This window comes from Mesorhizobium liriopis, assembly GCF_024053505.1.
Taxonomy (GTDB): Bacteria; Pseudomonadota; Alphaproteobacteria; order Rhizobiales; family Rhizobiaceae; genus Mesorhizobium_B; species Mesorhizobium_B liriopis.
On record NZ_JAMXQS010000002.1, the window covers coordinates 86,205 to 107,894 of the forward strand.

General features: G+C 63.7%; 22 protein-coding genes. 11 read left to right on the forward strand and 11 right to left on the reverse strand.

Annotation, left to right across the window (positions count from 1 at the left end):
* Positions 1–125: 125 nt before the first annotated feature.
* Entirely contained in the window at positions 126–677 is a 552-nt protein-coding gene (locus NGM99_RS03435; protein ID WP_252816022.1) for a tetratricopeptide repeat protein, read from the reverse strand.
* Between the two features lie 116 nt (positions 678–793).
* Positions 794–1,348, reverse strand: coding sequence for a pyridoxamine 5'-phosphate oxidase family protein (locus NGM99_RS03440; protein WP_252816024.1), 555 nt, complete (start codon positions 1,346–1,348; stop codon positions 794–796).
* 143 nt (positions 1,349–1,491) lie between these two features.
* On the opposite strand from NGM99_RS03440, the gene rlmN reads away from it, so the two are divergent.
* The 3 genes from rlmN (at position 1,492) to NGM99_RS03455 (ending at position 5,397) form a co-directional block, all read left to right on the forward strand.
* Complete coding sequence (rlmN, locus tag NGM99_RS03445; RefSeq protein WP_435371383.1) at positions 1,492–2,721, forward strand: dual-specificity RNA methyltransferase RlmN; 1,230 nt, start codon at positions 1,492–1,494, stop codon at positions 2,719–2,721.
* 82 nt (positions 2,722–2,803) lie between these two features.
* Complete coding sequence (locus NGM99_RS03450) at positions 2,804–5,110, forward strand: FdhF/YdeP family oxidoreductase (RefSeq protein WP_252816026.1); 2,307 nt, start codon at positions 2,804–2,806, stop codon at positions 5,108–5,110.
* Complete coding sequence (locus NGM99_RS03455; RefSeq protein WP_252816029.1) at positions 5,107–5,397, forward strand: hypothetical protein; 291 nt, start codon at positions 5,107–5,109, stop codon at positions 5,395–5,397. The genes NGM99_RS03450 and NGM99_RS03455 overlap by 4 nt, the downstream gene beginning before the upstream one ends.
* On the opposite strand, the gene NGM99_RS03460 is transcribed toward NGM99_RS03455, so the two are convergent.
* The gene (locus tag NGM99_RS03460; protein ID WP_252816031.1) at positions 5,369–6,013 is read right to left on the reverse strand and encodes a LysE family translocator; all 645 of its coding nucleotides are present in this window, start codon (positions 6,011–6,013) and stop codon (positions 5,369–5,371) included. The two genes, NGM99_RS03455 and NGM99_RS03460, sit on opposite strands and share 29 nt — an antisense overlap.
* Before the next feature lie 137 nt (positions 6,014–6,150).
* Between NGM99_RS03460 and NGM99_RS03465 the strand changes: the two genes are divergently transcribed.
* The 4 genes from NGM99_RS03465 to NGM99_RS03480 all read left to right on the forward strand — a co-directional run bounded on the left by NGM99_RS03465 (position 6,151) and on the right by NGM99_RS03480 (position 9,832).
* The gene (locus NGM99_RS03465) at positions 6,151–7,371 is read left to right on the forward strand and encodes an argininosuccinate synthase (protein WP_252816033.1); all 1,221 of its coding nucleotides are present in this window, start codon (positions 6,151–6,153) and stop codon (positions 7,369–7,371) included.
* A 146-nt stretch (positions 7,372–7,517) separates the two neighbouring features.
* Complete coding sequence (locus tag NGM99_RS03470) at positions 7,518–8,699, forward strand: Fic family protein (RefSeq protein WP_252816034.1); 1,182 nt, start codon at positions 7,518–7,520, stop codon at positions 8,697–8,699.
* A gap of 132 nt (positions 8,700–8,831) precedes the next feature.
* Positions 8,832–9,437 carry a 3-isopropylmalate dehydratase small subunit gene (gene leuD / locus NGM99_RS03475; protein ID WP_252816036.1) on the forward strand — a complete coding sequence of 202 codons (606 nt, stop codon included), beginning with the start codon at positions 8,832–8,834 and terminating at the stop codon, positions 9,435–9,437.
* Between the two features lie 5 nt (positions 9,438–9,442).
* Positions 9,443–9,832, forward strand: coding sequence for a RidA family protein (locus tag NGM99_RS03480; protein ID WP_252816038.1), 390 nt, complete (start codon positions 9,443–9,445; stop codon positions 9,830–9,832).
* An 8-nt stretch (positions 9,833–9,840) separates the two neighbouring features.
* Here the strand turns inward: NGM99_RS03480 and vapC are convergent, their stop codons facing one another.
* Both vapC and NGM99_RS03490 read right to left on the reverse strand, forming a co-directional pair.
* The gene (gene vapC / locus NGM99_RS03485; RefSeq protein WP_252816041.1) at positions 9,841–10,230 is read right to left on the reverse strand and encodes a type II toxin-antitoxin system VapC family toxin; all 390 of its coding nucleotides are present in this window, start codon (positions 10,228–10,230) and stop codon (positions 9,841–9,843) included.
* Entirely contained in the window at positions 10,227–10,442 is a 216-nt protein-coding gene (locus NGM99_RS03490; protein ID WP_252816042.1) for a type II toxin-antitoxin system VapB family antitoxin, read from the reverse strand. Before NGM99_RS03490 ends, vapC begins: the two co-directional genes overlap by 4 nt.
* Before the next feature lie 126 nt (positions 10,443–10,568).
* Here NGM99_RS03490 and leuB point away from each other — a divergent pair, with 126 nt between their 5' ends.
* The 3 genes from leuB (at position 10,569) to NGM99_RS03505 (ending at position 13,925) form a co-directional block, all read left to right on the forward strand.
* On the forward strand, positions 10,569–11,681 hold the full coding sequence (gene leuB / locus NGM99_RS03495; protein ID WP_252816045.1) for a 3-isopropylmalate dehydrogenase: 1,113 nt from the start codon (positions 10,569–10,571) through the stop codon (positions 11,679–11,681).
* Positions 11,682–11,686: 5 nt separating this feature from the next.
* Positions 11,687–12,520 carry a zinc transporter ZupT gene (gene zupT / locus NGM99_RS03500; RefSeq protein ID WP_252816047.1) on the forward strand — a complete coding sequence of 278 codons (834 nt, stop codon included), beginning with the start codon at positions 11,687–11,689 and terminating at the stop codon, positions 12,518–12,520.
* A 367-nt stretch (positions 12,521–12,887) separates the two neighbouring features.
* Positions 12,888–13,925: an aspartate-semialdehyde dehydrogenase gene (locus NGM99_RS03505; protein ID WP_252816049.1), complete on the forward strand. Its 1,038-nt coding sequence runs from the start codon at positions 12,888–12,890 to the stop codon at positions 13,923–13,925.
* Positions 13,926–13,975: 50 nt separating this feature from the next.
* On the opposite strand, the gene NGM99_RS03510 is transcribed toward NGM99_RS03505, so the two are convergent.
* The 5 genes from NGM99_RS03510 to NGM99_RS03530 all read right to left on the reverse strand — a co-directional run bounded on the left by NGM99_RS03510 (position 13,976) and on the right by NGM99_RS03530 (position 19,128).
* Complete coding sequence (locus NGM99_RS03510) at positions 13,976–15,496, reverse strand: MATE family efflux transporter (RefSeq protein WP_252816051.1); 1,521 nt, start codon at positions 15,494–15,496, stop codon at positions 13,976–13,978.
* Between the two features lie 80 nt (positions 15,497–15,576).
* Positions 15,577–15,948 carry a 30S ribosomal protein S16 gene (gene rpsP, locus NGM99_RS03515; protein WP_252816053.1) on the reverse strand — a complete coding sequence of 124 codons (372 nt, stop codon included), beginning with the start codon at positions 15,946–15,948 and terminating at the stop codon, positions 15,577–15,579.
* Between the two features lie 53 nt (positions 15,949–16,001).
* Positions 16,002–16,412: a chorismate mutase gene (locus NGM99_RS03520; protein WP_252816891.1), complete on the reverse strand. Its 411-nt coding sequence runs from the start codon at positions 16,410–16,412 to the stop codon at positions 16,002–16,004.
* An 8-nt stretch (positions 16,413–16,420) separates the two neighbouring features.
* Positions 16,421–18,013 (reverse strand): signal recognition particle protein, encoded by a 1,593-nt coding sequence (gene ffh / locus NGM99_RS03525; RefSeq protein WP_252816062.1) that lies wholly within the window; start codon positions 18,011–18,013, stop codon positions 16,421–16,423.
* 434 nt (positions 18,014–18,447) lie between these two features.
* Positions 18,448–19,128 (reverse strand): DUF1236 domain-containing protein, encoded by a 681-nt coding sequence (locus tag NGM99_RS03530; RefSeq protein WP_252816064.1) that lies wholly within the window; start codon positions 19,126–19,128, stop codon positions 18,448–18,450.
* 193 nt (positions 19,129–19,321) lie between these two features.
* Here NGM99_RS03530 and NGM99_RS03535 point away from each other — a divergent pair, with 193 nt between their 5' ends.
* The gene (locus tag NGM99_RS03535; protein WP_252816067.1) at positions 19,322–20,314 is read left to right on the forward strand and encodes a class I SAM-dependent methyltransferase; all 993 of its coding nucleotides are present in this window, start codon (positions 19,322–19,324) and stop codon (positions 20,312–20,314) included.
* Here the strand turns inward: NGM99_RS03535 and NGM99_RS03540 are convergent.
* Positions 20,311–21,393, reverse strand: coding sequence for a zinc-binding metallopeptidase family protein (locus tag NGM99_RS03540; protein ID WP_252816069.1), 1,083 nt, complete (start codon positions 21,391–21,393; stop codon positions 20,311–20,313). The two genes, NGM99_RS03535 and NGM99_RS03540, sit on opposite strands and share 4 nt — an antisense overlap.
* Positions 21,394–21,690: the final 297 nt, after the last annotated feature.

Below are 21,690 nucleotides of genomic sequence, written 5' to 3' on the forward strand. Positions count from 1 at the left end.
GATTTGCGATGAAGCGCGCTGGGTAAAGACGGACTTTGCGTTTCGTCGGCAAACGAGGGCGAGAGATTGCGGCAGGCTGAGGGTAGGTGGAAGCGTGACCCCACGAACCCTTCAGGCAAACATCCTCAGCCCTCGCCCCCCTTCCCCTCGCCCCCCTTCCCCTCGACCGCCTCCGCCAGATCCCGATACTCCTCGCAACCCTTCCCGCAGATCGTCTCGATCACCCTCAATTGCTCACGCGCCTGATCCATCTTGCCCTGGATCACATAAGCCTCGCCGAGATACTCCCTGACCTTGGCATAGCGCGGCGCGAGCGAGACGGATTGCTTGTAGTACCCGATCCCCTCTTCCGTGCGTCCCAGCTTGCGCGTCGCATAACCGCGATAGTTCAGCGCTTCCGCCGTGCGCGGTTGCTTGAGCGTATCCAGAATATCGAGCGCCTCCGTGTAGCGCTCGGCTTTGGCCAGCGCATAGGCGGTCGCGGTGCGATCCTCGTCCGTCAGCGCCTCGCTCGTCTTCTTGACGCACTTTTTGGCCTTTTGGTCGTAGACCTCGCCCTTCTTGCAGGTGGGAACGGGATTGCTGCTCTCGCCCGCCGCCCAAACGGGGGCCGCTGCCAGACAGGCGGCGACCACTGCGCTGGCCGCCATTGCCTTGATCGTGAGTGCCGATGCCATGGAACTGCTCCTTGGGTTCGAACGGATGCGCCGTGACCCCAGGAAATATCACACGCCGGCCTCCTGCGCCTTGGACCAAAGTCGCATCGCCGCCCGCTCTGAAGTCCGGCTGCGGGTCAGGCTTCGAGCAGCCCCGTCGGCAGACCGTCCATGCTCACCAGGTTCTTTTCCGCCCAATAATCCCGGATCCCGTCCGGCCCCTTTGCCTTGGCCCAGCCGTCCATCTGCGGGCGCTCGTCGCGATAATCGAGCAAGGGCACGCCATAGCCGCACGAGGTCTGCACGAGGTCGAAATCGATGCGCGTCATCTGCCGCGCGCCGAGCGGCTCCTCACCGCCGAAATGCTCGGCAAGCAAGTCCCCATATTCCGCGCTCCCGCGCGCGATCACGCGGCCCCGCCCGTAAAGCCGCAGGATGAGTGGCGGGCCTTCGAAGGCGCAGAACATGATTGTCAGCCGTCCGTCCGCCAGAAGATGCGCCGCCGTCTCGTTGCCGCTGCCCGTGCGGTCGAGAAAAAAGGCGGCATTGTCGGACAGCACGCGAAAGCTGTCCGTGCCGCGCGGCGACACGTTCACGCGCCCCTCCGACGCAGCGGATGCGGTGAAGAACAGATGCTGGCGCGCAATGAAATCGCGATGATGCGGCTCGAGCTGTGCGAAACGCTTAGCCATGGAAAAACCCCTCGAAGAACGGCGCGCCTCCCATAGCCGATCCGCGTCAGGCTTGCACCGGGTGACGTGGCGGCCGCTCCATGCTATAGGCGCGCCGACATTCGGCCTTTGAGCCGCGCGAACTCCGTTCCCATATATCGCCCATGACCCTTTCGCTCGATCTCGCCCCAGCGCCCGCGCGCGTTGCTCCCGTTCCCGGCATGATGCCCGAAAAGCCCACGCTGATCGGCCTCACGCGCCCCGAAATGGCCGATGCGCTGGTTGCCGTCGGCGTGCCTGAAAAGCAGGCCAGGATGCGCGTGCAGCAGCTCTGGCACTGGCTCTATGTGCGCGGTGTGTCGGATTTCGCCGACATGCTCAACATCTCGCGCGACCTGCGCGAAACCTTGGACCGCCACTTCACCATCGCGCGCCCCGAGATCGTCGAAGAGCAGATCTCGAACGACGGCACGCGCAAGTGGCTGATGCGCTTTCCCGCCCGTGGCGCGGGCCGCCCCGTCGAGATCGAAACCGTTTATATTCCCGAGGAAGGGCGCGGCACGCTCTGCATCTCGTCCCAGGTCGGCTGCACGCTCAACTGCTCCTTCTGCCATACCGGCACGCAGAAGCTGGTGCGCAACCTGACGGCCGAGGAAATCCTCGCCCAGCTGATGGTCGCCCGCGACCGTCTGGGCGATTTCCCCGAGCGCGATACGCCCGCCGGCGCCATCGTTCCCGCCGAGGGTCGCAAGGTTTCCAACATCGTCATGATGGGCATGGGCGAGCCGCTCTACAATTTCGACCACGTCAAGCAGGCGCTCCTGATCGCGTCCGACAATGAAGGTCTGTCGCTGTCCAAGCGCCGCATCACGCTTTCGACCTCCGGCGTGGTGCCCGAGATCGCGCGCACCGGCGAAGAGATCGGCGTGATGCTGGCGATTTCGCTCCACGCCGTGCGCGACGAGTTGCGCGACGTGCTGGTGCCGATCAACAAGAAGTGGCCGCTCAAGGACCTGATGGACGCCTGCCGCCGCTATCCCGGCCTGTCCAACGCACGCCGCATCACCTTCGAATACGTCATGCTCAAGGGCGTCAACGACAGCCTCGCCGATGCGCGCGAGATGGTGAAGCTGCTCAGGGGCATTCCGGCCAAGATCAACCTGATCCCGTTCAACCCCTGGCCTGGCACATTCTACGAGTGCTCGGACTGGGAAACGATCGAGAAATTCGCCGACTTCATCAACGAGGCCGGCTATGCCTCGCCGATCCGTACGCCGCGCGGCCGCGACATCCTCGCCGCCTGCGGCCAGCTCAAGTCGGAATCGGAACGCATGCGGAAAGTCGATCGTCTGGCCATGGAAGCCATGATGATCGCCAATCACGGCGAGGCGTGATCGGCCTTCGATAGAATTTATCTATCGACCAACGTTTTCCGGCCGCTTGACCCAGATGCGGGCTGCATGATTTTGCAAGCCCATGTCCACGAATTTCATCGGCAAGAAATCGGCTGCCGCCGGCGGCTGGGGTGCGCTCAAGAGCTGCGGAAAGCGGCTGATGCAAAGCGGTTCGCCGCTCGCCGGCGCGCGCACGCTTCTGAAGGCCAACCAACCTGACGGCTTCGACTGCCCCGGCTGCGCTTGGGGCGATCCCGAACACGGCTCCTCATTCGAGTTCTGCGAGAACGGCGTGAAGGCCGTGTCATGGGAAGCCACCGAAAAGCGCGCCACGCCCGCCTTCTTCGCCGCCCACACCGTGTCGGAGTTGCGCAAGCAGAGCGACTACGAGCTCGAACTCAACGGCCGCCTCACGCACCCGATGCGCTATGACGCTTCGAGCGATCGGTATCTGCCCGTGTCGTGGGACGAGGCGTTCAGCGAGATCGGCGCCACACTTCAAGGCTTGGGAGACCCCAACCGCGCCGAGTTCTACACTTCGGGCCGCGCGTCGAACGAGGCCGCCTATCTCTACCAGCTCTTCGTGCGCCTTTACGGCACCAACAATTTCCCCGACTGCTCGAACATGTGCCACGAGGCGAGCGGCGTGGCGCTCCGCCAGGCAATCGGCGTCGGCAAGGGCACGGTGCTCCTGGAAGATTTCGAAAAGGCCGACGCCATCTTCGTGCTCGGCCAGAATCCCGGCACCAACCATCCGCGCATGCTGGGCGACCTCAAGCGCGCAGCCATGCGCGGGGCGCGCATCGCGGTGTTCAACCCGGTTCGCGAAAAGGGCCTGGAGCGCTTTTCCGACCCGCAGGACAAGGTCGAGATGATCCGCGGCGGCTCGAAAACCATCGCCAGCCACTATTACCAGCCACGTCTCGGCGGCGACATGGCGGCGGTGCGCGGCATGGCGAAAGTGGTGTTCGCAGCGGAAGACGCCGCAATCGCCGCCGGCAAGCCCTCCGTTCTCGACCACCCCTTCATCGCCGAGCACTGCCACGGCTTCGAAAGCTATCGCGCGGCCGTGGAAGCGACCGCATGGGATGAGATCGAGGACCAGTCCGGCCTTTCACGCGCGCAGATCGAGGAAGCCGCCGCCATCTACATGGGCGCCGAGAGCGTCATCTGCACCTGGGCCATGGGCGTCACCCAGCACCGGCATTCGGTGGCGACCATTCGCGAGATTACCAATTTCATGCTCCTGCGCGGCAATATCGGCCGCCCCGGTGCGGGCCTGTGCCCCGTTCGCGGCCATTCCAACGTGCAGGGCGACCGCACGGTCGGCATCAATGAGAAGCCCGCACCCGCCTTTCTCGACGCGCTCGAACAGGAATTCGGCGTGCCGATGCCCCGCGCGAACGGCCACAACGTGCTGGCAGCCATCGGCGCCATGCTCGACGGCACGGCACAGGCCTTCATCGGTCTCGGCGGCAATTTCGCCCGCGCCACACCCGACAGCGCTTTGGTCGAAAAAGCGCTTCAAGGCCTGAAGCTCACGGTCCACATCGCCACCAAGCCCAATCACGGCCACCTGATGCCGGGCGAGAAGAGCTTCCTTCTGCCATGCCTCGGCCGCACAGAGATGGACGTGAACGCCAGCGGCGCTTCCCAACTCGTCAGCGTCGAGGATTCGATGAGCATGGTGCATGGCTCGGGCGGCATCAATCGCCCCGCTTCGCCGCATCTCCTGTCGGAAGTCGCGATCATCGCCGGCATCGCCCAAGCCACGCTCGGCAGCGCGACCGTCGATTGGGCCGCACTCGGGCAAAGCAATGACCGCATCCGCGACCTGATCGAGCGCACCATTCCGGGCTTCGAGGACTACAACAAGCGCTTGCGCAAGCCCCGCGGCTTCCACCTGCGCAACAGTGCCGCCCACCGCGAATGGAACACGCCCGCCGCCAAAGCGACCTTCTCGAGCGGCCCCCTGCCGGAGGAAACCGTGCACCAGGAAGCGAGCAAGACCGGCAACCGCTTCGCGCTGCAGACCTTCCGCTCGCATGACCAGTACAACACCACGGTCTATGGCCTCGACGACCGCTATCGTGGCGTCTACGGCGAGCGGCAGGTGATCTTCATCCACCCCGACGACCTCGCGGCCCTCAAGGCCGAGGCCGGTGACCGGGTGGACGTCGTGGGCGAACACGGTGACGGCGTGAGCCGGATCGCGAAGAATTTCCGCTTCGTGCCCTACGACATCCCGCGTGGCAGCATTGCCGGCTATTATCCGGAACTCAACGTGCTCGTGCCTTTGGGCAGTGCGGGCGAGGAAAGCGACACGCCGACCTCGAAATCCGTGATGGTCTCGTTCCGCCCCCGCAACGTGTCCGCTGCCGCGGCATGACGGAAGAGGCGCCGGATGCCGACGCGTTTCTCGTCGCTGTCGAAAGGCTGACGGCGCAAGATCCGCGCCTCACGCCCTTGCAGGCCGGCATCGTCACCGCGAGCCGGATGGGTATCGCAAACGACACCCGCACCTTCGCGCGGCTCCTAGGCGTCGAACACGCGCTGGTCTTGCGCGAACTCAACCAGTTGGCCGAGCTGGGCGATCACATCCGGATCACCCAACGCCATCCACGCACCATGCGCACCCACTACACCCTCACCGCGCCTGCGCCGTCAGGATCTTGAGCGCGAAGGCCGAGAAGACGCCGGCGAAGAGATAGTCCGTCACCCGCGTCACGCGCGGGCTTTTGCGCAACAGCCCGGCGAAGCGGTCGGCCGCCAGCACCATCGGCACCACGATGGGCAGCGACAGCGGGATGAAGAGCAGGCCGAGGAAGAAGAGCTTCGAAGGCGCATGCGGGTCGTGCGCCGACACGAATTGCGGCAGGAACGTCATGAAGAACAGGATGATCTTCGGGTTCATCAGATTGATGCCGAGCCCCGTCAGCCAGTTCTGCCACAGCGAGCGTGTGCGCTTGGCCCCCATCTTCTCGGGCGAGAACGCCGAGCCGTGGCGGATAGCCTGGAAGGCCAGCCAGATCAGGTAGCCCGCGCCCACGATCTTGAGCACCAGAAACGCCTGCGGCGAGGCCACGATCAGCGCGGACAGGCCGAGTGCCACGAGTGACGTATGGATCACGATCCCCGTCATCGCACCCGCCATGCAGGCAAGTCCCGCGCCCTTGCCGTCACTCAAGGCGCGGCCCACGAACAGGGTCATGTCCGGCCCCGGCGTGATCGCGATCACGACCGTCGCCACCGCGAATTGCAGGATCGTGGACCAGTCGGGCAGGAAGAACATCGGCAGGTGCTCCCCAAGGGGCGATAAAGGGAAGCCAAGCCATAGCGCCAGTTCGCCTCCGCCGCCACTGGCCTCTTTTCGCATGCGCCCGAAAGCTCTAAGGAGGCCCGAAAGCTTGGCACATAAAGGAACCGATCTTGGCGAAGTGGGACAATGTGAAAAAGGTGGTGCTCGCCTATTCGGGCGGCCTCGACACCTCGATCATCCTGAAATGGCTGCAAACCGAGCTCGACGCGGAAGTGGTCACCTTCACCGCCGATCTCGGCCAGGGCGGCGAGCTCGAGCCCGCGCGCGCCAAGGCGGAACTGCTCGGCATCAAGGACATCCGCGTGGTCGATGTGCGCGAGGAATTCGTGTCCGACTTCGTGTTCCCCATGTTCCGCGCCAACGCGCTTTATGAAGGCCTCTATCTTCTCGGCACCTCGATCGCCCGCCCCCTGATCTCCAAGCATCTCGTACAGATCGCCCACGAGACGGGTGCCGATGCCATCGCACACGGCGCCACCGGCAAGGGCAACGACCAGGTCCGCTTCGAGCTTTCCGCCTATGCGCTCGATCCCGACATCAAGGTGATCGCGCCCTGGCGCGACTGGAGCTTCAAGTCGCGCACCGACCTTCTGAATTTCGCGCAGGATCACCAGATCCCCGTGCCCAAGGACAAGCAGGGCGAAGCGCCCTTCTCGGTCGATGCCAATCTTCTGCACTCGTCGTCCGAGGGCAAGGTTCTGGAAGACCCGTGGGCCGAGCCGCCGGAATATGTCCACCAGCGCACCGTGTCGCCGATGGATGCGCCGGACGAAGTGACGGAAATCACCATTGAATTCGCCAAGGGCGACCCAATCGCGCTCAACGGCGAAAAGCTTTCGCCCGCGACCCTTTTCGCCAGGCTCAACGATCTCGGCCGCGACAACGGCATCGGCCGTCTCGATCTGGTGGAGAACCGTTTCGTCGGCATGAAGTCGCGCGGCGTCTACGAGACCCCCGGCGGCACGATCCTCCTTCAGGCCCACCGCGCCATCGAGCAGATCACGCTCGACCGGGGTGCCGGCCACCTCAAGGACGAGATCATGCCGCGCTATGCCGAGCTGATCTATAACGGCTTCTGGTTCGCGCCCGAGCGCGAGATGCTGCAGGCCTTGATCGACAAGAGTCAGGAAAAGGTCGAGGGCGAAGTCCGCCTCAAGCTTTACAAGGGCAACGTCATCGTGACGGGCCGCCGTTCCGACCAGTCCCTTTATTCGGACGCCCTCGTCACCTTCGAAGACGACCGCGGCGCCTACGACCAGAAGGACGCCGAAGGCTTCATCCGCCTCAACGGCCTCCGCCTGCGCACGCTGGCAGCACGCAACCGGCGCTGAAGAAATACATCCAAACGCCTAAACCAAATTTCGAGCTCCAAATTTGGTTTAGGCGCTGGCAACACAAGTTACGTTGGTTTAAATCCTCCTATGGTGTTGGGGGATAAATGATGGCGCAACATATAGAGGGTAGGAGCGGACAGTATGTGCCGTTCGGGAGCTATCACTGTTTTGCTCCGGCCCCATTGCCGCTAGTACCGCCAGTCCATTTCGATGGTGAGATGCAACTGCTCCTTTCCTCGGCGGATCGCGCCGTCGCTCGGCTTGATGGAGCAGCTCTTACGCTTCCGAACCCCGATCTCTTTGTCTATGCCTTCATGCGCCAGGAAGCGGCGCTTTCTTCGCAGATCGAAGGAACGCAGGCGAGCTTGGAAGACCTGTTCGAGTATGAGGCAGTGCCGGAAGCTGTCGCCCCTCACAGCGATGTCACCGAGATCATCAACTATATTCAGGCCATGAATTGGGGCTTGGCCGAACTTCCGCAGCTCCCACTTTCCAAACGCCTCGTTCAAGGCCTGCATGAAAGGCTATTGGCATCCGGGCGTGGCGCCGCGCGCAATCCCGGATCGTTCCGCCAAGGACAGAACCATATCGGTCCCCCAGGCTGCTCCATTGAGGAAGCGACCTTCGTGCCACCGGCAGTCCCGCTGATGGAGCCAGCTCTCGACAATTGGGAGCGCTATCTCCACGAGCGCGACCTGCCTGTCTTGGTGCGTTGCGCAATTCTCCATGCGCAGTTCGAAACCATCCATCCATTCTGGGGCGGCAACGGACGGGTAGGCCGAATGCTCATCACGCTCAAGCTTTGCGAGGAAGAAATCCTTGAACGGCCTCTTCTCTACCTCAGCCTGTACTTCAAACAGTTCCGCCAGGAATACTATGCATCGCTTCAGCGTGCACGCGATCACGGTGATTGGGAAGGGTGGATTAAATTCTTCCTTAACGGAGTCAGGCTGACTTGCAGGGCTGCCCTCGACGCAGCACGGCGCATTACGGCTTTGCGTGAAGAGCTTTTAGGACGCGCCCAAAGCGCCAGCCGCTCCAGCAGCCCCGCCCGTTTGACGGAAGAACTCTTCCGCCACCCGTATATTACGTTCTCTCAGGCGGCCCTTTTTCTGAACACCACAAATCAGGGTGGTGCGAATACGGTCGAAGCGCTCGTACAGCTCGGCATTCTGGAAGAGGCTGGGCGATCCGGACGAACCCGCATGTTCGCATTCCGCCCCTATCTGGACTTATTGCACGAAACCTCGGACGATCTCGGCCCGGCCATCGGTGGCGAGGACCGCTTGAGGCCGCCATTGGGCACGCATTCGTCACAAGTCTGAAAGCGCCCTGCTCACCCCGCTTGGCGTCTCCACTCAACCGGTGTAAAGCGCCCCAACAGCAATTTCCGCAAAGCTACTATCCGCTTTCGCTTCCGGAAATTGCGTGAACGCAACCGTTCGGAGCATCCGGCAATGGACAAATTCACCCAACTGACCGGCGTCGCGGCCCCCCTGGCCGTGGTCAATGTCGACACCGACATGATCATTCCCAAGGACTATCTCAAGACGATCAAGCGCACGGGTCTCGGCAAAGGCCTCTTCGCCGAGATGCGCTATCGTGAGGACGGCACCGAGAACCCCGATTTCGTGCTCAACAAGCCGGCCTACCGCAATGCCGAGATCCTGGTAGCGGGCGACAATTTCGGCTGCGGCTCGTCTCGCGAGCACGCGCCTTGGGCGCTTCTCGATTTCGGCATCCGCTGCGTGATCTCGACCTCGTTCGCCGACATCTTCTACAACAACTGCTTCAAGAACGGCATTCTGCCGATCACCGTTTCGCAGAGCGACCTCGACAAGCTGATGGACGATGCCGAGCGCGGCTCGAATGCGCGCCTCACCGTCGATCTCGTAGCAGAGGAAATCCGCGGCCCCGATGGCGGCACTGTCAAGTTCGACATCGACCCCTTCCGCCGCCACTGCCTCCTGAACGGCCTCGACGATATCGGCCTGACGCTGGAAAAGGCCGCGTCCATCGACACGTTCGAAAGCCGGAACGCATCGCAGCGTCCCTGGGCCTGAAGACAATGGCCGAGCGTCGCCTGATCTCCACCGGCTCGCCCTTCGAGAAGACCGCCGGCTATTCCCGCGCGGTCGTTCAGGGCGATTTCTGCTTCGTGTCGGGCACCACCGGCTATGACTACGCCACCATGACCATGCCCGACACGGTGGAAGAACAGGTGCACAACACCTTCAGGACGGTGACCAAGGCGCTCCATGATGGCGGCTTCGAACTCACTGACGTGGTGCGTGCCGTCTACTACCTGACCGACACAGGCGACGTGGACACGGTGTTCCCGATCCTCGGCCAGTATTTCGGCGACATCCGCCCCGCCTGCACCATGATCACCTGCCGGCTCAACAAGCCGGAAATGAAGTTCGAGATGGAAGTGACCGCGCTGAAGCGCTCGGCTTGATCGGGCTGCTAAGCCAGTTGCAGCCCGAGATATTCAGCGAATGGCAGGAAATCGCGATCGTATTGAAGCAGAGCGTATCCATGCTCAATGCAATACGTGGCGATCAGAACATCCGGTAACTTGCGGATCGTAATCCCCTTTCGCCGCAGCAGGCGATAGTTCCGCGCGGCGATAATGACGTTCTCGGTACCTGCCATTGATGCGATCTGGAATGTTCGCAGGTATTGCTCCAAGCGTTGAGCGGCCTTTTCCTCGCGCATGCCCTGTAAGATTTCCATCGCAATAAGGTCGCCTAGGAGAACTTCATTCGGATGCAGGATCTCTCTGAGCTTTTGAACGGACGGCGTTTCCAAACCTCGAATATTAGCGATCCAGACTGAACTGTCGACGACGATCACTGCCGGTCCAAATCCACAGACCAGCTTTCTCTCATAGCATCGAGATCACCATCCCAGCCCATTCCGCGCATGCCTTCGATAGCTTCTCGACGTCGGGCTGCCTGGATATACTCTCGCATCAACTGGTCGATGGCACCACGTTTGGTCTTCTGGCCGCTGATCTTCATCACCTCACCGATCAAGGCGTCATCAAGTTCGATGTTTGTACGCATGAGAACTCCATGTGTATATTTTCTCAACTATATACACATCCCCTCTCCCACCTTCAACGCTTGCCTTCTCCCCTCATCTGCCGCTAGGGACACCGCATCCTTTCAACCGTAACGACGAGTTCGCCCATGCCCGCCCGCAAGCTTCTCCTTCTTCCCGGTGACGGCATCGGGCCGGAAGCCATGGCGGAGGTGCGCAAGCTGATTGCGGCGATGGACTCGCATCTGCAGGCTGGCTTCGACGTCGAATACGGTCTGGTCGGCGGCGCGGCCTACGATGCGCACGGCCAGGCGATCTCCGAAGAGGACATGGGGAAGGCGCTCGATGCCGATGCCGTGCTGTTCGGCGCCGTCGGTGGCCCGAAATGGGATGGCGTGCCTTACGAAGTCCGCCCCGAGGCGGGCCTGCTTCGCCTGCGCAAGGATCTGGGCCTTTTCGCCAATCTGCGCCCCGCCATCTGCTATCCCGCGCTCGCCGCCTCCTCCTCGCTCAAGCCCGAGCTGGTTGAAGGTCTCGACATCCTGATCCTGCGCGAGCTGACCGGCGGCGTTTATTTCGGCGAGCCCAAGACCATCACCGATCTGGGCAACGGCCAGAAGCGCGCGGTCGACACGCAGGTCTATGACACCTACGAGATCGAGCGGATCGCCCGCGCCGCCTTCGAGCTGGCCCGCACGCGGTCTGGCCGCGTCTGCTCCATGGAAAAGCGCAATGTGATGAAGTCGGGCGTGCTCTGGCACGAGGTGGTCGCCCAGACTCATCGCGACGGCTACACCGACGTCCAGCTCGACCACATGCTCGCCGATGCGGGTGGCATGCAATTGGTCCGCAACCCGAAACAGTTCGACGTGATCGTCACCGACAACCTGTTCGGCGACATGCTTTCGGATGTGGCCGCCATGCTCACCGGCTCGCTCGGCATGCTGCCTTCGGCCTCGCTCGGCGCACCCGACGAGCAGACCGGCAAACGCCGCGCGCTCTACGAGCCCGTCCATGGCTCGGCACCCGACATCGCGGGGCAGGGCATCGCCAACCCGCTCGCCATGATCGCCTCTTTCGCCATGTGCTTGCGCTATTCGTTCAACATGATCGCGGAAGCCGACCGGCTCGAAGCAGCCATCGCCGCGGTCCTCGACCAGGGCTACCGCACGCGCGACATCATGTCGGCAGGCATGACGGAAGTCGGCACCGCGACCATGGGTGACGCCGTCGTCCAGAAATTCCTCGATCTGGCCGCCTAGAGGGCGTGCAGTCTTCGCTTTTCGGTCCCGATGTCCTTTTGGCCCTCGGGATCACGGTGGGTGCTGGCCTCGCCACCGTGCTGGGCTCGCTCCTCGTGGTCTTCACCGACCGAACGCAGACCCGTGTCTTGGCCTTCGGCCTCGCTTTCGCGGCCGGGGCCATGGTCTATGTGTCCCTGGTCGAGATCTTCGTGAAATCGCAGACCGCGTTCGGCGCGGCGATGCCCGACAAGCAGGCTTACGCTTATGCCACGCTCTGGTTCTTCGTCGGGGCGCTGGCGCTGATCGCGGTGGATCGTCTGGTCCCCAACCCGCATGCCGGCATGGACAGTTCGGCGGCGGGCGGCACATCGCTTGATCGAGCCTCAGCCGAGGCCAATCAGGAAGCCATGCTGCGCCGCGTCGGCCTGCTTGCGGCCTTGGCGATCACTGCCCACAACCTGCCCGAAGGCCTCGCCACCTTCTTCGCCACGCTCGACGATCCCGTGGTCGGCCTGCCGCTCGCCATTGCGATTGCCGTTCACAACATCCCCGAAGGCGTGTCGATCGCCGTTCCCGTCTTCTACGCCACCGGCTCCCGCCAGAAGGCCGTGCTCGCAGCCCTCCTGTCGGGCTTGGCCGAGCCCGTCGGTGCACTCGTAGGCTACCTGCTGCTCGCCCCCTTCATGTCCGACCTGCTTTTCGGCGGCGTCTTCGGCGTGATCGCGGGCGCGATGGTGTTCCTCGCCCTCGACGAGCTTCTGCCCGCCGCCCGCCTCTACGCACGCGGCCACGAAACGGTCTACGGCATGGTCATCGGCATGGGCGCCATCGCGACGAGCCTCGTGCTGTTTCGCTGAGGGCGTGATCCTGTTCGAGGCCGGTGCGGACGGCGACGTCACCCCCGCCCGCAGGACCTTTCCGCAAACACCGGTTCCGACAACCCGTTGACTTCCCCCTCGGCATGCGTCAAATCCCCTCCCGTAACGGAGCCCTCTGATGCGCGGCCATTTCCTGGCCATTGCCGGCACTGAATTGACCGACCAGCCTGTCGGTTCGCTCCCGCGCGTCACGCTCAAAACCACCATCACCAAAAAAACCGCCACCGCGGTCTGACCCCCGATGCCTGCTCGCATCTCTCCCCGAGGCACGGTTCGGGGAGAACCCGAGCCACTTCCGGCAGGGTTCTTTGCAAAGGGCGGAGAGGGTTCGAGGGAGTTTTCCATTATGGCAGGTTTCAAGGTCGCGATCGCAGGCGCCACGGGCAATGTGGGCCGCGAGATGCTCAACATCCTGGAAGAGCGCGGTTTTCCGGTGTCCGAGGTGGTCGCGCTCGCGTCGCGCCGGAGCCTCAACACCGAAGTCTCCTATGGCGACCGCACGCTCAAGGTGAAGGTGCTCGACACCTACGACTTCTCCGACACCGATATCTGCCTGATGTCGGCGGGTGGCAACGTTTCCAAGGAATGGTCGCCCAAGATCGGCCGCCAGGGCTGCGTCGTGATCGATAACTCGTCGGCCTGGCGCTACGATGCGGATGTGCCGCTGATCGTGCCGGAGGTGAACCCCGACGCAATTTCGGGCTTCACCAAGCGAAACATCATCGCCAACCCGAATTGCTCCACGGCCCAGCTGGTGGTGGCGCTCAAGCCCCTGCACGACCGCGCCAGGATCAAGCGTGTCGTGGTCGCCACCTACCAGTCGGTGTCGGGCGCGGGCAAGGAAGGCATGGACGAGCTGTTCGAGCAGACCCGCGCGGTGTTCGTGGCCGATCCCGTGTCCAACAAGAAGTTCACCAAGCGCATCGCCTTCAACGTCATCCCGCACATCGATGTCTTCATGGAAGATGGCTTCACCAAGGAAGAATGGAAGATGGTGGCCGAAACCAAGAAGATGCTCGATCCCAAGATCAAGCTGACCGCGACCGCCGTGCGCGTGCCGGTCTTCATCGGCCATTCGGAAGCCGTCAATATCGAGTTCGAGGAGCCGATCACGGCGGACGAGGCGCGCGACCTCCTGCGCGAGGCGCCCGGCTGCGTCGTGATCGACAAGCACGAGGACGGCGGCTACGTCACTCCGCTCGAAAGTGCCGGCGAAGACGCGACCTTTATCAGCCGCATCCGCGAGGACGGCACGGTCGAGAACGGCTTGTCCATGTGGGTCGTGTCCGACAACCTGCGCAAGGGCGCAGCACTCAACGCCGTGCAGATCGCCGAGCTTCTGGTCGAGCGCAACCTGATCAAGCCGCGCCAGCAGGCCGCCTGATCTCGATCGATAGCCGAGTTTGAGAAGGCGGGTTCTGGCCCGCCTTTTTCTTATGAAGTCTCGGGAATGGCCGCCCGTTCGCGCGGCATGCCCAATCCCGTCTCGGGCGCTTCACCGCCCGGCTTGCGATCGAGCATCCGCTGCCGGCGCCAGCCGCCCCAGCGGTAATAGCTGGCGGCCAGCACGAGCGAGGTGACGGACCCCGCCGGAAAGCTCAGCCAGATCGCATCCACCCCGAGCGGCCCTTGAAGCCCATAGGCGAAGAGCGAGCGCACCAGAAGCAGCGAGATCACCAGGATCACCAGCGGCGGCGTCACCGCCCCCGTCGCGCGCACCGTGCCGAACAGAACCGTGGTCACGCCGAACAAGACGAAGCTCCACGCCACATCCGTGTTGATGTCACCCGCGATCCCGATCGCATCGCTGCCGGCGGGCAGGAAAAGCGTCAGGACGCTGCGGTCGAAGAGGTAAAGGGCCGCCACGAGCGCACCCGTCAGCACCACGTTGAACCCCACGCCCGCCACCGTGATGGCCCCGATCCGGTCCCAGCGGTTCGCGCCCACATTCTGCGCCGCCATGGAGGACACGGCGGCACTGATCGCGAGCGCCGGCATCTGCACATAGGTCCAAAGCTGGGCGGCGACACCGTAAGCGGCCGCCGTCTGGCTGCCGTACGCGTTGATCAAACTCATCAGGATCAGCGCGCTGCCCGAGATCACCACCATCTGCAGCCCCATCGGAATGCCCTTGGCGATGACTGTCCGAAGCAGGCGCGGGCTCGGCCGGAAGAATGCGAGGTCGGCGCCCGCCAGCCTGAGCGGATGCTTGCGCCGGTAAAGCAGCACGATGAGTGCCACCAGCGCCGCCACCTGCCCCACCAGCGTGGACGCCCCCGCGCCGGCGATGCCAAGCGCGGGAAACGGTCCCCATCCCGTGATCAGGATCGGGTTGAGAAGCACATCCAGCCCCACGGCAAGCGCCATGAACAGAAACGGCGTGCGCGAGTCGCCAGCACCGCGCAGCACCGTCATCAGGAACGACAGGAGGTTCATCGCCGGCACGGCGAGAAAGATCATCCGCAGGTAGGACACCGCCAGCGGCACCGCATCCGCCGGCGTACCGAGCCAATGGAGGATATTCGGCGCAAAGACATATCCCAGCACCGCGAAGAGTGCCGAGATCGCCACAAAGAAATCGGCGCTCGTGCCGATCACCCGCTTGGCCTGATCGAGGTCGCGCGCCCCCACGGCCTGCGCGACGAGAATCGTCGCCGCCATGCCGATGCCGAACACGGTGCCGAGAAGCAGAAACAGCACGAGGTTGGCATTCGACGTGGCCGTGAGTGCTGCCTCGCCCAGCAGGCGCCCGACGAACACCGCGTTCACCGACCCGTTCAGCGACTGCAACACATTCGCACCCAGAACCGGCAGCGCGAAGACCAGCAGCGTCCGCCCGATCGGCCCCTCGGTCAGGTTCGCCGGCATCCTGCGAGGCGGCAATGTGTCAGGAGCGGAAGGCTGGTCCATGGAAACTACATAGGGCAGTTCCGAGGGAAGTGAGGCTGCGGCCATGTTCGGTCACATCCCAATCCATGCAAACAAAAAGGCGGGCTTTGCGGCCCGCCTTTTCACAGTCCCGAACGGGAAAAGCCTTACTCGGCCGATGCGCTGGCGGTTGCGGCAGCCGCGTCGTCGAGAGCCTTCTGAAGGGCCGCCTGGCGCTCCTGGGCCTTCTTGCCGGGCTGGGCCTTGTTGGGATTGTTGCGGGCTTCGCGCTTGGCGATGCCGGCCTGGTCGAGGAAGCGGGCGACGCGGTCGGTCGGCTGCGCGCCGTTGGACAGCCAATGCTGGATGCGCTCTTCGTTGAGCTTCACACGGTCGCCGTCGCGCGGCAGCAGCGGGTTCCAGGCGCCCACGGTCTCGATGAAGCGGCCGTCACGAGGGCTACGCACATCGGCGACCACGACGTGGTAGTAAGGGCGCTTCTTGGAGCCCGCGCGGGCCAGACGGATCTTGAGGGACATGGTTTCTCCTTGAAAGTCTCTCGAATGATTGGGTAGGCGATTGGTTTAAGGGTTCAGCCCATCTGCGTGGGCAGTGCGTCGGCCGATCCGAGGATCGGGCCCTTGTCCAGCCCATCGCTCGTTTCGGTGTCGATTCGATTTTTGCGGGTCTCGCCCGCACCGCCATTCCCGTTCGAGGCGGCAATCGCCTCGTGGTGGCGGATCACCTCGCGGATGATGAAGTTCAGGAACTTCTCCGCGAAATCCGGATCGAGTTGCGCATCGTCCGCGAGACGCCGCAGGCGCTCGATCTGCTGCTTCTCGCGGCCCGGATCGGCCGGCGGCAGGCCATGCGTGGCTTTCAGTTCGCCGACCGCCTGCGTGCAGCGGAAGCGCTCGGCGAGCATGTGAACGAGTGCTGCGTCGATATTGTCGATCGAAGCGCGCAGGTTCTTGAGCAGGCTTTGCGGGTCGGAAGCGGAGATCACGACGCTCACTTCTTGCGCGGCAGGCCGGGAAAGCCGCCACCCAGACCCGGCAGCTTCATGCCGCCCGGCAGACCGGGCAGGCCACCGCCGCCCATGCCACCCAGACCACCGGGGAGCCCACCGGGCAAACCCTTGCCGAGGCCCGCCGCCTCGGCCTGCTTCTGCAGGGCTTCGAGCTGCTTGGGATCCATCTTCGACAGGTCCGGCATGCCGCCGCCCATCATGCCCCCGAGACCACCCAGCCCCATCTTGGAAGCCATGCCGCCCATCAGGCCGCGCATCATGCTTCCACCTTTGCCCTTGCCGCCCATGGCCTTCATCATGTCGGCCATCTGGCGGTGCATCTTGAGCAGCTTGTTGATCGCCGCCGCATCCGTGCCCGAACCCGCCGCGATGCGCTTCTTGCGGCTGTGCTTGAGAATGTCCGGGTTCTTGCGCTCGGCCTTGGTCATCGAGCCGATGATGGCGAGCTGCTGGCCGAACATGCGGTCGTCGAGACCGGCCGCCGCCATCTGGTCCTGCATCTTGTTCATGCCCGGCATCATGCCCATGATGGAGCCGAGGCCCCCCATCTTCTGCATCTGGCGCAGCTGGTCGGCGAGGTCGTTCAGGTCGAACTGGCCGGCCTGCATCTTCTTGGCCATCGCGGCCGCCTTTTCGGCGTCGATGGTCTCGGCGGCGCGTTCCACAAGCGAAACGATGTCGCCCATGCCGAGGATGCGATCGGCGATGCGCTTGGGGTGGAATTCCTCCAAGGCGTCCATCTTTTCGCCGGTGCCGATCATCTTGATCGGCTTGCCGGTGACGGCCCGCACGGAAAGGGCCGCGCCACCGCGCCCGTCGCCGTCCATGCGGGTCAAGACGATGCCGGTGAGGCCCACGCGGTCGTTGAAGTTGCGCGCGAGATTCACCGCGTCCTGACCGGTGAGCGCATCGGCCACGAGCAGGATCTCGTGCGGATTGGCGGCCTGCTTGATCTCGGCCATCTCGGCCATCAGCGGCTCGTCGATATGGGTGCGGCCCGCGGTGTCGAGCATCACCACGTCATAGCCGCCGAGGCGGCCCGCCTGGACTGCACGGCGCGCGATCTCGACCGGCGACTGGCCGGCGACGACCGGCAGGGTCGCGACCTTCACCTGTTCGCCGAGCTGGCGCAGCTGCTCCTGGGCCGCCGGGCGGCGCGTATCGAGCGAGGCCATCAGAACCTTCTTGTTCTGACGATCCGTCAGGCGCCGCGCGATCTTGCCCGTGGTGGTGGTCTTGCCCGAGCCCTGAAGGCCGACATACATGACAACGACGGGAGCGGGCGCGTTGAGGTCGATGGTCTCGCTCGTTTCGCCCAGAATGGAAACCAGCTCGTCATGGACGATCTTGACCACCATCTGGCCGGGCTTGATGCTCTTCACGACGGCCGCGCCCACGGCCTTTTCGCGCACGCGGTCGGTGAAGAGGCGCACCACTTCGAGCGCCACGTCGGCCTCGATCAGCGCACGGCGCACTTCGCGCAGCGCTGCCGCCACGTCCGCATCCGACAGCGCGCCGCGGCCCGTGAGATTGTTCAGGATGGAGCCAAGGCGCTCCTGAAGGCTATCGAACATCCGCTTCCTTTGAGAGCTTGTGGTGAAAGCTCGAAGGTCGTGTCGAGAAACGCGTGAAACAAGCCCAAAGCCGAAAAGCACCCGGGGGCGCACAGCGCTGCCGGGTGTTGACCTCCGGGATCATGAGACAGGCTCACGTCCCGGTCGGCGGCTCGGAGAAATCACTCGTCGCTCGGAATTTCAGGCGCGCCCTAACAGGAAGGTGCCGTCTGGTCAAGCATAAGGCCGCCGGAGGGGTCCCCGGCGGCCTTTGAACGATTGATCAGGAAAGAGTGCCTGTTTGAGAATTCATCGGCTGAGGGCCGGCGAGGGATTTCCGTTGCATGCTAGGCACCAAACGCAGTCGATGCTGGAGGCATCGGCAAGGCTTGGCAACGACGCAGGCGACGGAAAGATCAGCCGGACCGACCCGAGGACGTTCTCAAAAGCGGCACTCAGCGGTAGACGTAGACGATCTTGCGCGAACCTGGGTCGATCAGAACCGGCTGGCCGTTGATGTTGGCATAGCGGTATTCGTAGTTCGGCACTTCGCGGATTTCGACATTCTCCGGCACGCCCGCGCCGACCACCACTTCGCCGTCCAGATAGACCGGCTCGGCCTTCTGCTCCGTGACATAGGTGCGCACTTCCTTCGGCGGCTCCTTGACGGCCGTGCCGGCAGCACCGCCGACGACCGCACCCGCGACACCACCGACCGCGGCACCCACGGGGCCACCGATCAGCGCACCGGCGACAGCACCCGTGCCGGCACCGGCCAGCGCGCCGCCCTTGCCCTGGTTGCCGCCCTCTTCCTTATAAACCACGTTCGGCACGGCATCCGCCGGGCGCTCGGTCAGAACCACGGTCTTGCCGCCGAAGTCCGACGACAAGTAGTCCGAATAGACCCAGCCCTGCGCGCCGTTCACGGTCGTGGCGCACCATTTGGAGCCCTGGGCGCAACCGTCGAGCACGACGGACTGGCTGGCGCCGATCTGGCCGACGACCGGATACTGCGGGCCGGGGCCCGAGCGGACATTGAGATCGGTGGTTGCGACCGCTGAAGTCTGGGCAGCGGCCGCGCCCATCAGAGCGAACATCGCAGCTGCGGTGGAAGCAGCAAGAATCTTGGCGTTCATCGAACGATTCCTTGGAGTTAAGAGGTGATGTCCCATCGGGCCAGACAACTCGCGCCATGACGAACGGTTCCCGTTTTCGTGATCGGCTCGATTCAAGGGGACCGATGGAAGAATGACCTCAGACTTTGGTCGGTATCTGGTCTCCGACACCCCGGCTAAGCAGCTGTTTTCGTTTTAGGCGTCTGCTTTTCCCGTGCCCGATTTCACTGAACTCACTGCCTTCGCCCGTCATCTTCTCCCTTTCAGCCGCTACCCTTATCGGGGCCGTCATGTCGGCTGCCCGGTCTGCGGCGATGCCCGCCACGAAGAGGTGGCAAGGATCGACCGCCGCCTGAAATGCCTTCCCACCGTCGCCTGCTCTGGTTGCGGCCTTCTCTTCACCAATCCGATGCCCACCGACGACGAGCTGTCGCACTATTATCGCCGCATGTACCGGCTCGACTACCAGATGGCCCTAAGCGGCCCCAAGGCGCGCCATGTCCGCAAGCGCACCCGGCAAAGCCTCAAGCGCGCCTCGGTTGTGGCCGATCTCCTGCCCGCAAACGGCGCGACGCTCGATTTCGGCGCGGGCTCGGGCGAATTCATCCATGCCATGCTCGACAAGGGTTTCGACGCGCACGGCTTCGACCTCGGCGGATCTTACGGCGAACACGCACGCGGCGCTTTGGGCGATCGTTTCCGCATCCAGAGCTGGCAGGAAGCGGATTATGCGCCCCGCTTCGACCTCGTCTCGTCGTTTCACGTGATCGAGCATCTGGCCGTGCCCGTCGCGGCCTTCGCCAAGATGGAGACGTGGCTGAAGCCCGGCGGCAAGATCTATGTCGAAGTGCCCGATCTCGGCACGCCGCAAAGCAATCGCGGCTTCGGCGCCTTCCACTTCGCTCACTTGCTCGGCTTCAATCACTACAATCTGCGCCTTGCCGCAGCCCGGGCAGGCCTGCGCCCGGCCCGCATCCAGAAACCCACCGGCATCATTTTCGAGCGGGGGCCGGGCGAAGACGCTTCCGCGCTGAAACAAGCCGGCCTGGCGCTTGCCCGCCGTGCCTACGGTGAAGCCAGCCCCACCCTTTCCTATTTCCGCCACCACTGGCGAAAGACCCGGAAATGGGTCGGCTTCAATGCGGGCGCGGCAGCGGTTCTCGAATGGCCGGGCGCGCCGGTGCTGGGAACACTGGCATCGGTCTAGGCCGCGGCCGGCAGCACGGCCTTCCGCTTCTTGGCTTCCAGAAGCTCATAGACGAAGCGCAGCTTCTCGCCCGTCTTGGGCGCGATCACGAAGGGATAGACATCCGGCAATCCCATGCAGCGGTTGAGCGCATTGGTGGCTTCCGACACCGCGAGCCAGTCGGTCAGCATCGCGTCGAAGCGCTTGTGCGCCTCGTCGTCGGATGTGTCCGGCACGCCGTCCGCCGCATCCGCCTCGCCCTGGCCTTCCACCACCAGCGGCACGCCGGCATCGAGTTCGGACGGATCGAGCTTGAGCGCCCGCGCCATTTCCAACGTGTCGCTGATATGCAAAGTGTGCGCCCAGGTCTCGGCGAAATCCTCCCACGGATGCGAGGAAGCGTAAGGCGAGATGTGCCGTTCCTGCCAGTCCTGCGGCGGGCCCTGCTCGTAATTCGTCTGGAGCGCGGCCATGTAGTCCGTGCGTTCGTCGCCGAAGACTTCGCGTGAGCGTTCGAGCCAGGCGGGATCGTCGCGCACCAGCCGGTCCCAGTAATAGTGGCCGATCTCGTGGCGGAAGTGACCGAGCAGCGTGCGATAGCTCTCGCCCATCTGGATCCGCATCTCTTCGCGCCTGAGCGGGTCGGCCTCGCCCGCGTTCAGCGTGATCAGCCCGTGCTCGTGCCCCGTCAGCACGCGCGGACCTTGGTCGGAGGGCGGGTCGTTCAGGAAATCGAACGCGATGCCAACCTCGTCGTCCGGATGCGCCTTAGGCCGCACGTCGAGCCCGAAACCGAGCAGCTGATAGACCAGATGGCGCTTGGCTTCTTCCAGCTTCGCCCAGCGCTCGCGATTGCCCGAAACGCCGAGATCGGGAATGGTCGAGTTGAGCTGGCAGGCGCGGCAAAAGCCGCCTTCCTCTTCCGCCGCCCAGTTGCAACCGCATTCCGACGCGTTGCGGCAAAAGAACGGCCCGTGCCGGCCCGGCAGTGCGAAGCGGCGCTGCAAGGGAAGGTAGAGCACCGCATTGCCGCAGAACAGGCAGCTTGTATTCTCGAAATAGATGCGGTTGCGGCAGTGGGGGCAGGAGAAGAGTTTCATGGCGGCGACTTTTCGGGAAACGCGACGGCGCGTTCCTGTGTGACCAAAGGGAAACGGTGCGCGGCAACGCGAATGACAGCTGCGTGTTCCCGCCTGAAACGGCAAACCCTGCCACAATGTTTGCTTGATTTGCCTGCACGGGCGATTCAACAGGAAATTGAAGCGCTTGCAGCCTGTTTTCCATTTCAAGCGCGTCTGACTTTAACCCGGGATCAACCATGTGCCGCCATGTGATGAGCGTGGCGATACGCGGGCCGCTTGATCGAAGATAGCGGAACCGATTCTTTCAAGAGCTTG

What these genes read in the sequence shown, in the direction of transcription:
- NGM99_RS03510 (WP_252816051.1), bottom strand. Translation starts at nt 15,496, where the DNA reads ATGGCCGCAGCCTCACTTCCCTCGGAACTGCCCTATGTAGTTTCCATG.
- NGM99_RS03490 (WP_252816042.1), bottom strand. Translation starts at nt 10,442, where the DNA reads ATGCGTACAAACATCGAACTTGATGACGCCTTGATCGGTGAGGTGATG.
- NGM99_RS03505 (WP_252816049.1), top strand. Translation starts at nt 12,888, where the DNA reads ATGGCAGGTTTCAAGGTCGCGATCGCAGGCGCCACGGGCAATGTGGGC.
- NGM99_RS03460 (WP_252816031.1), bottom strand. Translation starts at nt 6,013, where the DNA reads ATGTTCTTCCTGCCCGACTGGTCCACGATCCTGCAATTCGCGGTGGCG.
- NGM99_RS03435 (WP_252816022.1), bottom strand. Translation starts at nt 677, where the DNA reads ATGGCATCGGCACTCACGATCAAGGCAATGGCGGCCAGCGCAGTGGTC.
- NGM99_RS03480 (WP_252816038.1), top strand. Translation starts at nt 9,443, where the DNA reads ATGGCCGAGCGTCGCCTGATCTCCACCGGCTCGCCCTTCGAGAAGACC.
- ffh (WP_252816062.1), bottom strand. Translation starts at nt 18,013, where the DNA reads ATGTTCGATAGCCTTCAGGAGCGCCTTGGCTCCATCCTGAACAATCTC.
- NGM99_RS03450 (WP_252816026.1), top strand. Translation starts at nt 2,804, where the DNA reads ATGTCCACGAATTTCATCGGCAAGAAATCGGCTGCCGCCGGCGGCTGG.
- rlmN (WP_435371383.1), top strand. Translation starts at nt 1,492, where the DNA reads ATGACCCTTTCGCTCGATCTCGCCCCAGCGCCCGCGCGCGTTGCTCCC.
- NGM99_RS03540 (WP_252816069.1), bottom strand. Translation starts at nt 21,393, where the DNA reads ATGAAACTCTTCTCCTGCCCCCACTGCCGCAACCGCATCTATTTCGAG.
- leuD (WP_252816036.1), top strand. Translation starts at nt 8,832, where the DNA reads ATGGACAAATTCACCCAACTGACCGGCGTCGCGGCCCCCCTGGCCGTG.
- rpsP (WP_252816053.1), bottom strand. Translation starts at nt 15,948, where the DNA reads ATGTCCCTCAAGATCCGTCTGGCCCGCGCGGGCTCCAAGAAGCGCCCT.
- NGM99_RS03455 (WP_252816029.1), top strand. Translation starts at nt 5,107, where the DNA reads ATGACGGAAGAGGCGCCGGATGCCGACGCGTTTCTCGTCGCTGTCGAA.
- NGM99_RS03440 (WP_252816024.1), bottom strand. Translation starts at nt 1,348, where the DNA reads ATGGCTAAGCGTTTCGCACAGCTCGAGCCGCATCATCGCGATTTCATT.
- NGM99_RS03530 (WP_252816064.1), bottom strand. Translation starts at nt 19,128, where the DNA reads ATGAACGCCAAGATTCTTGCTGCTTCCACCGCAGCTGCGATGTTCGCT.
- leuB (WP_252816045.1), top strand. Translation starts at nt 10,569, where the DNA reads ATGCCCGCCCGCAAGCTTCTCCTTCTTCCCGGTGACGGCATCGGGCCG.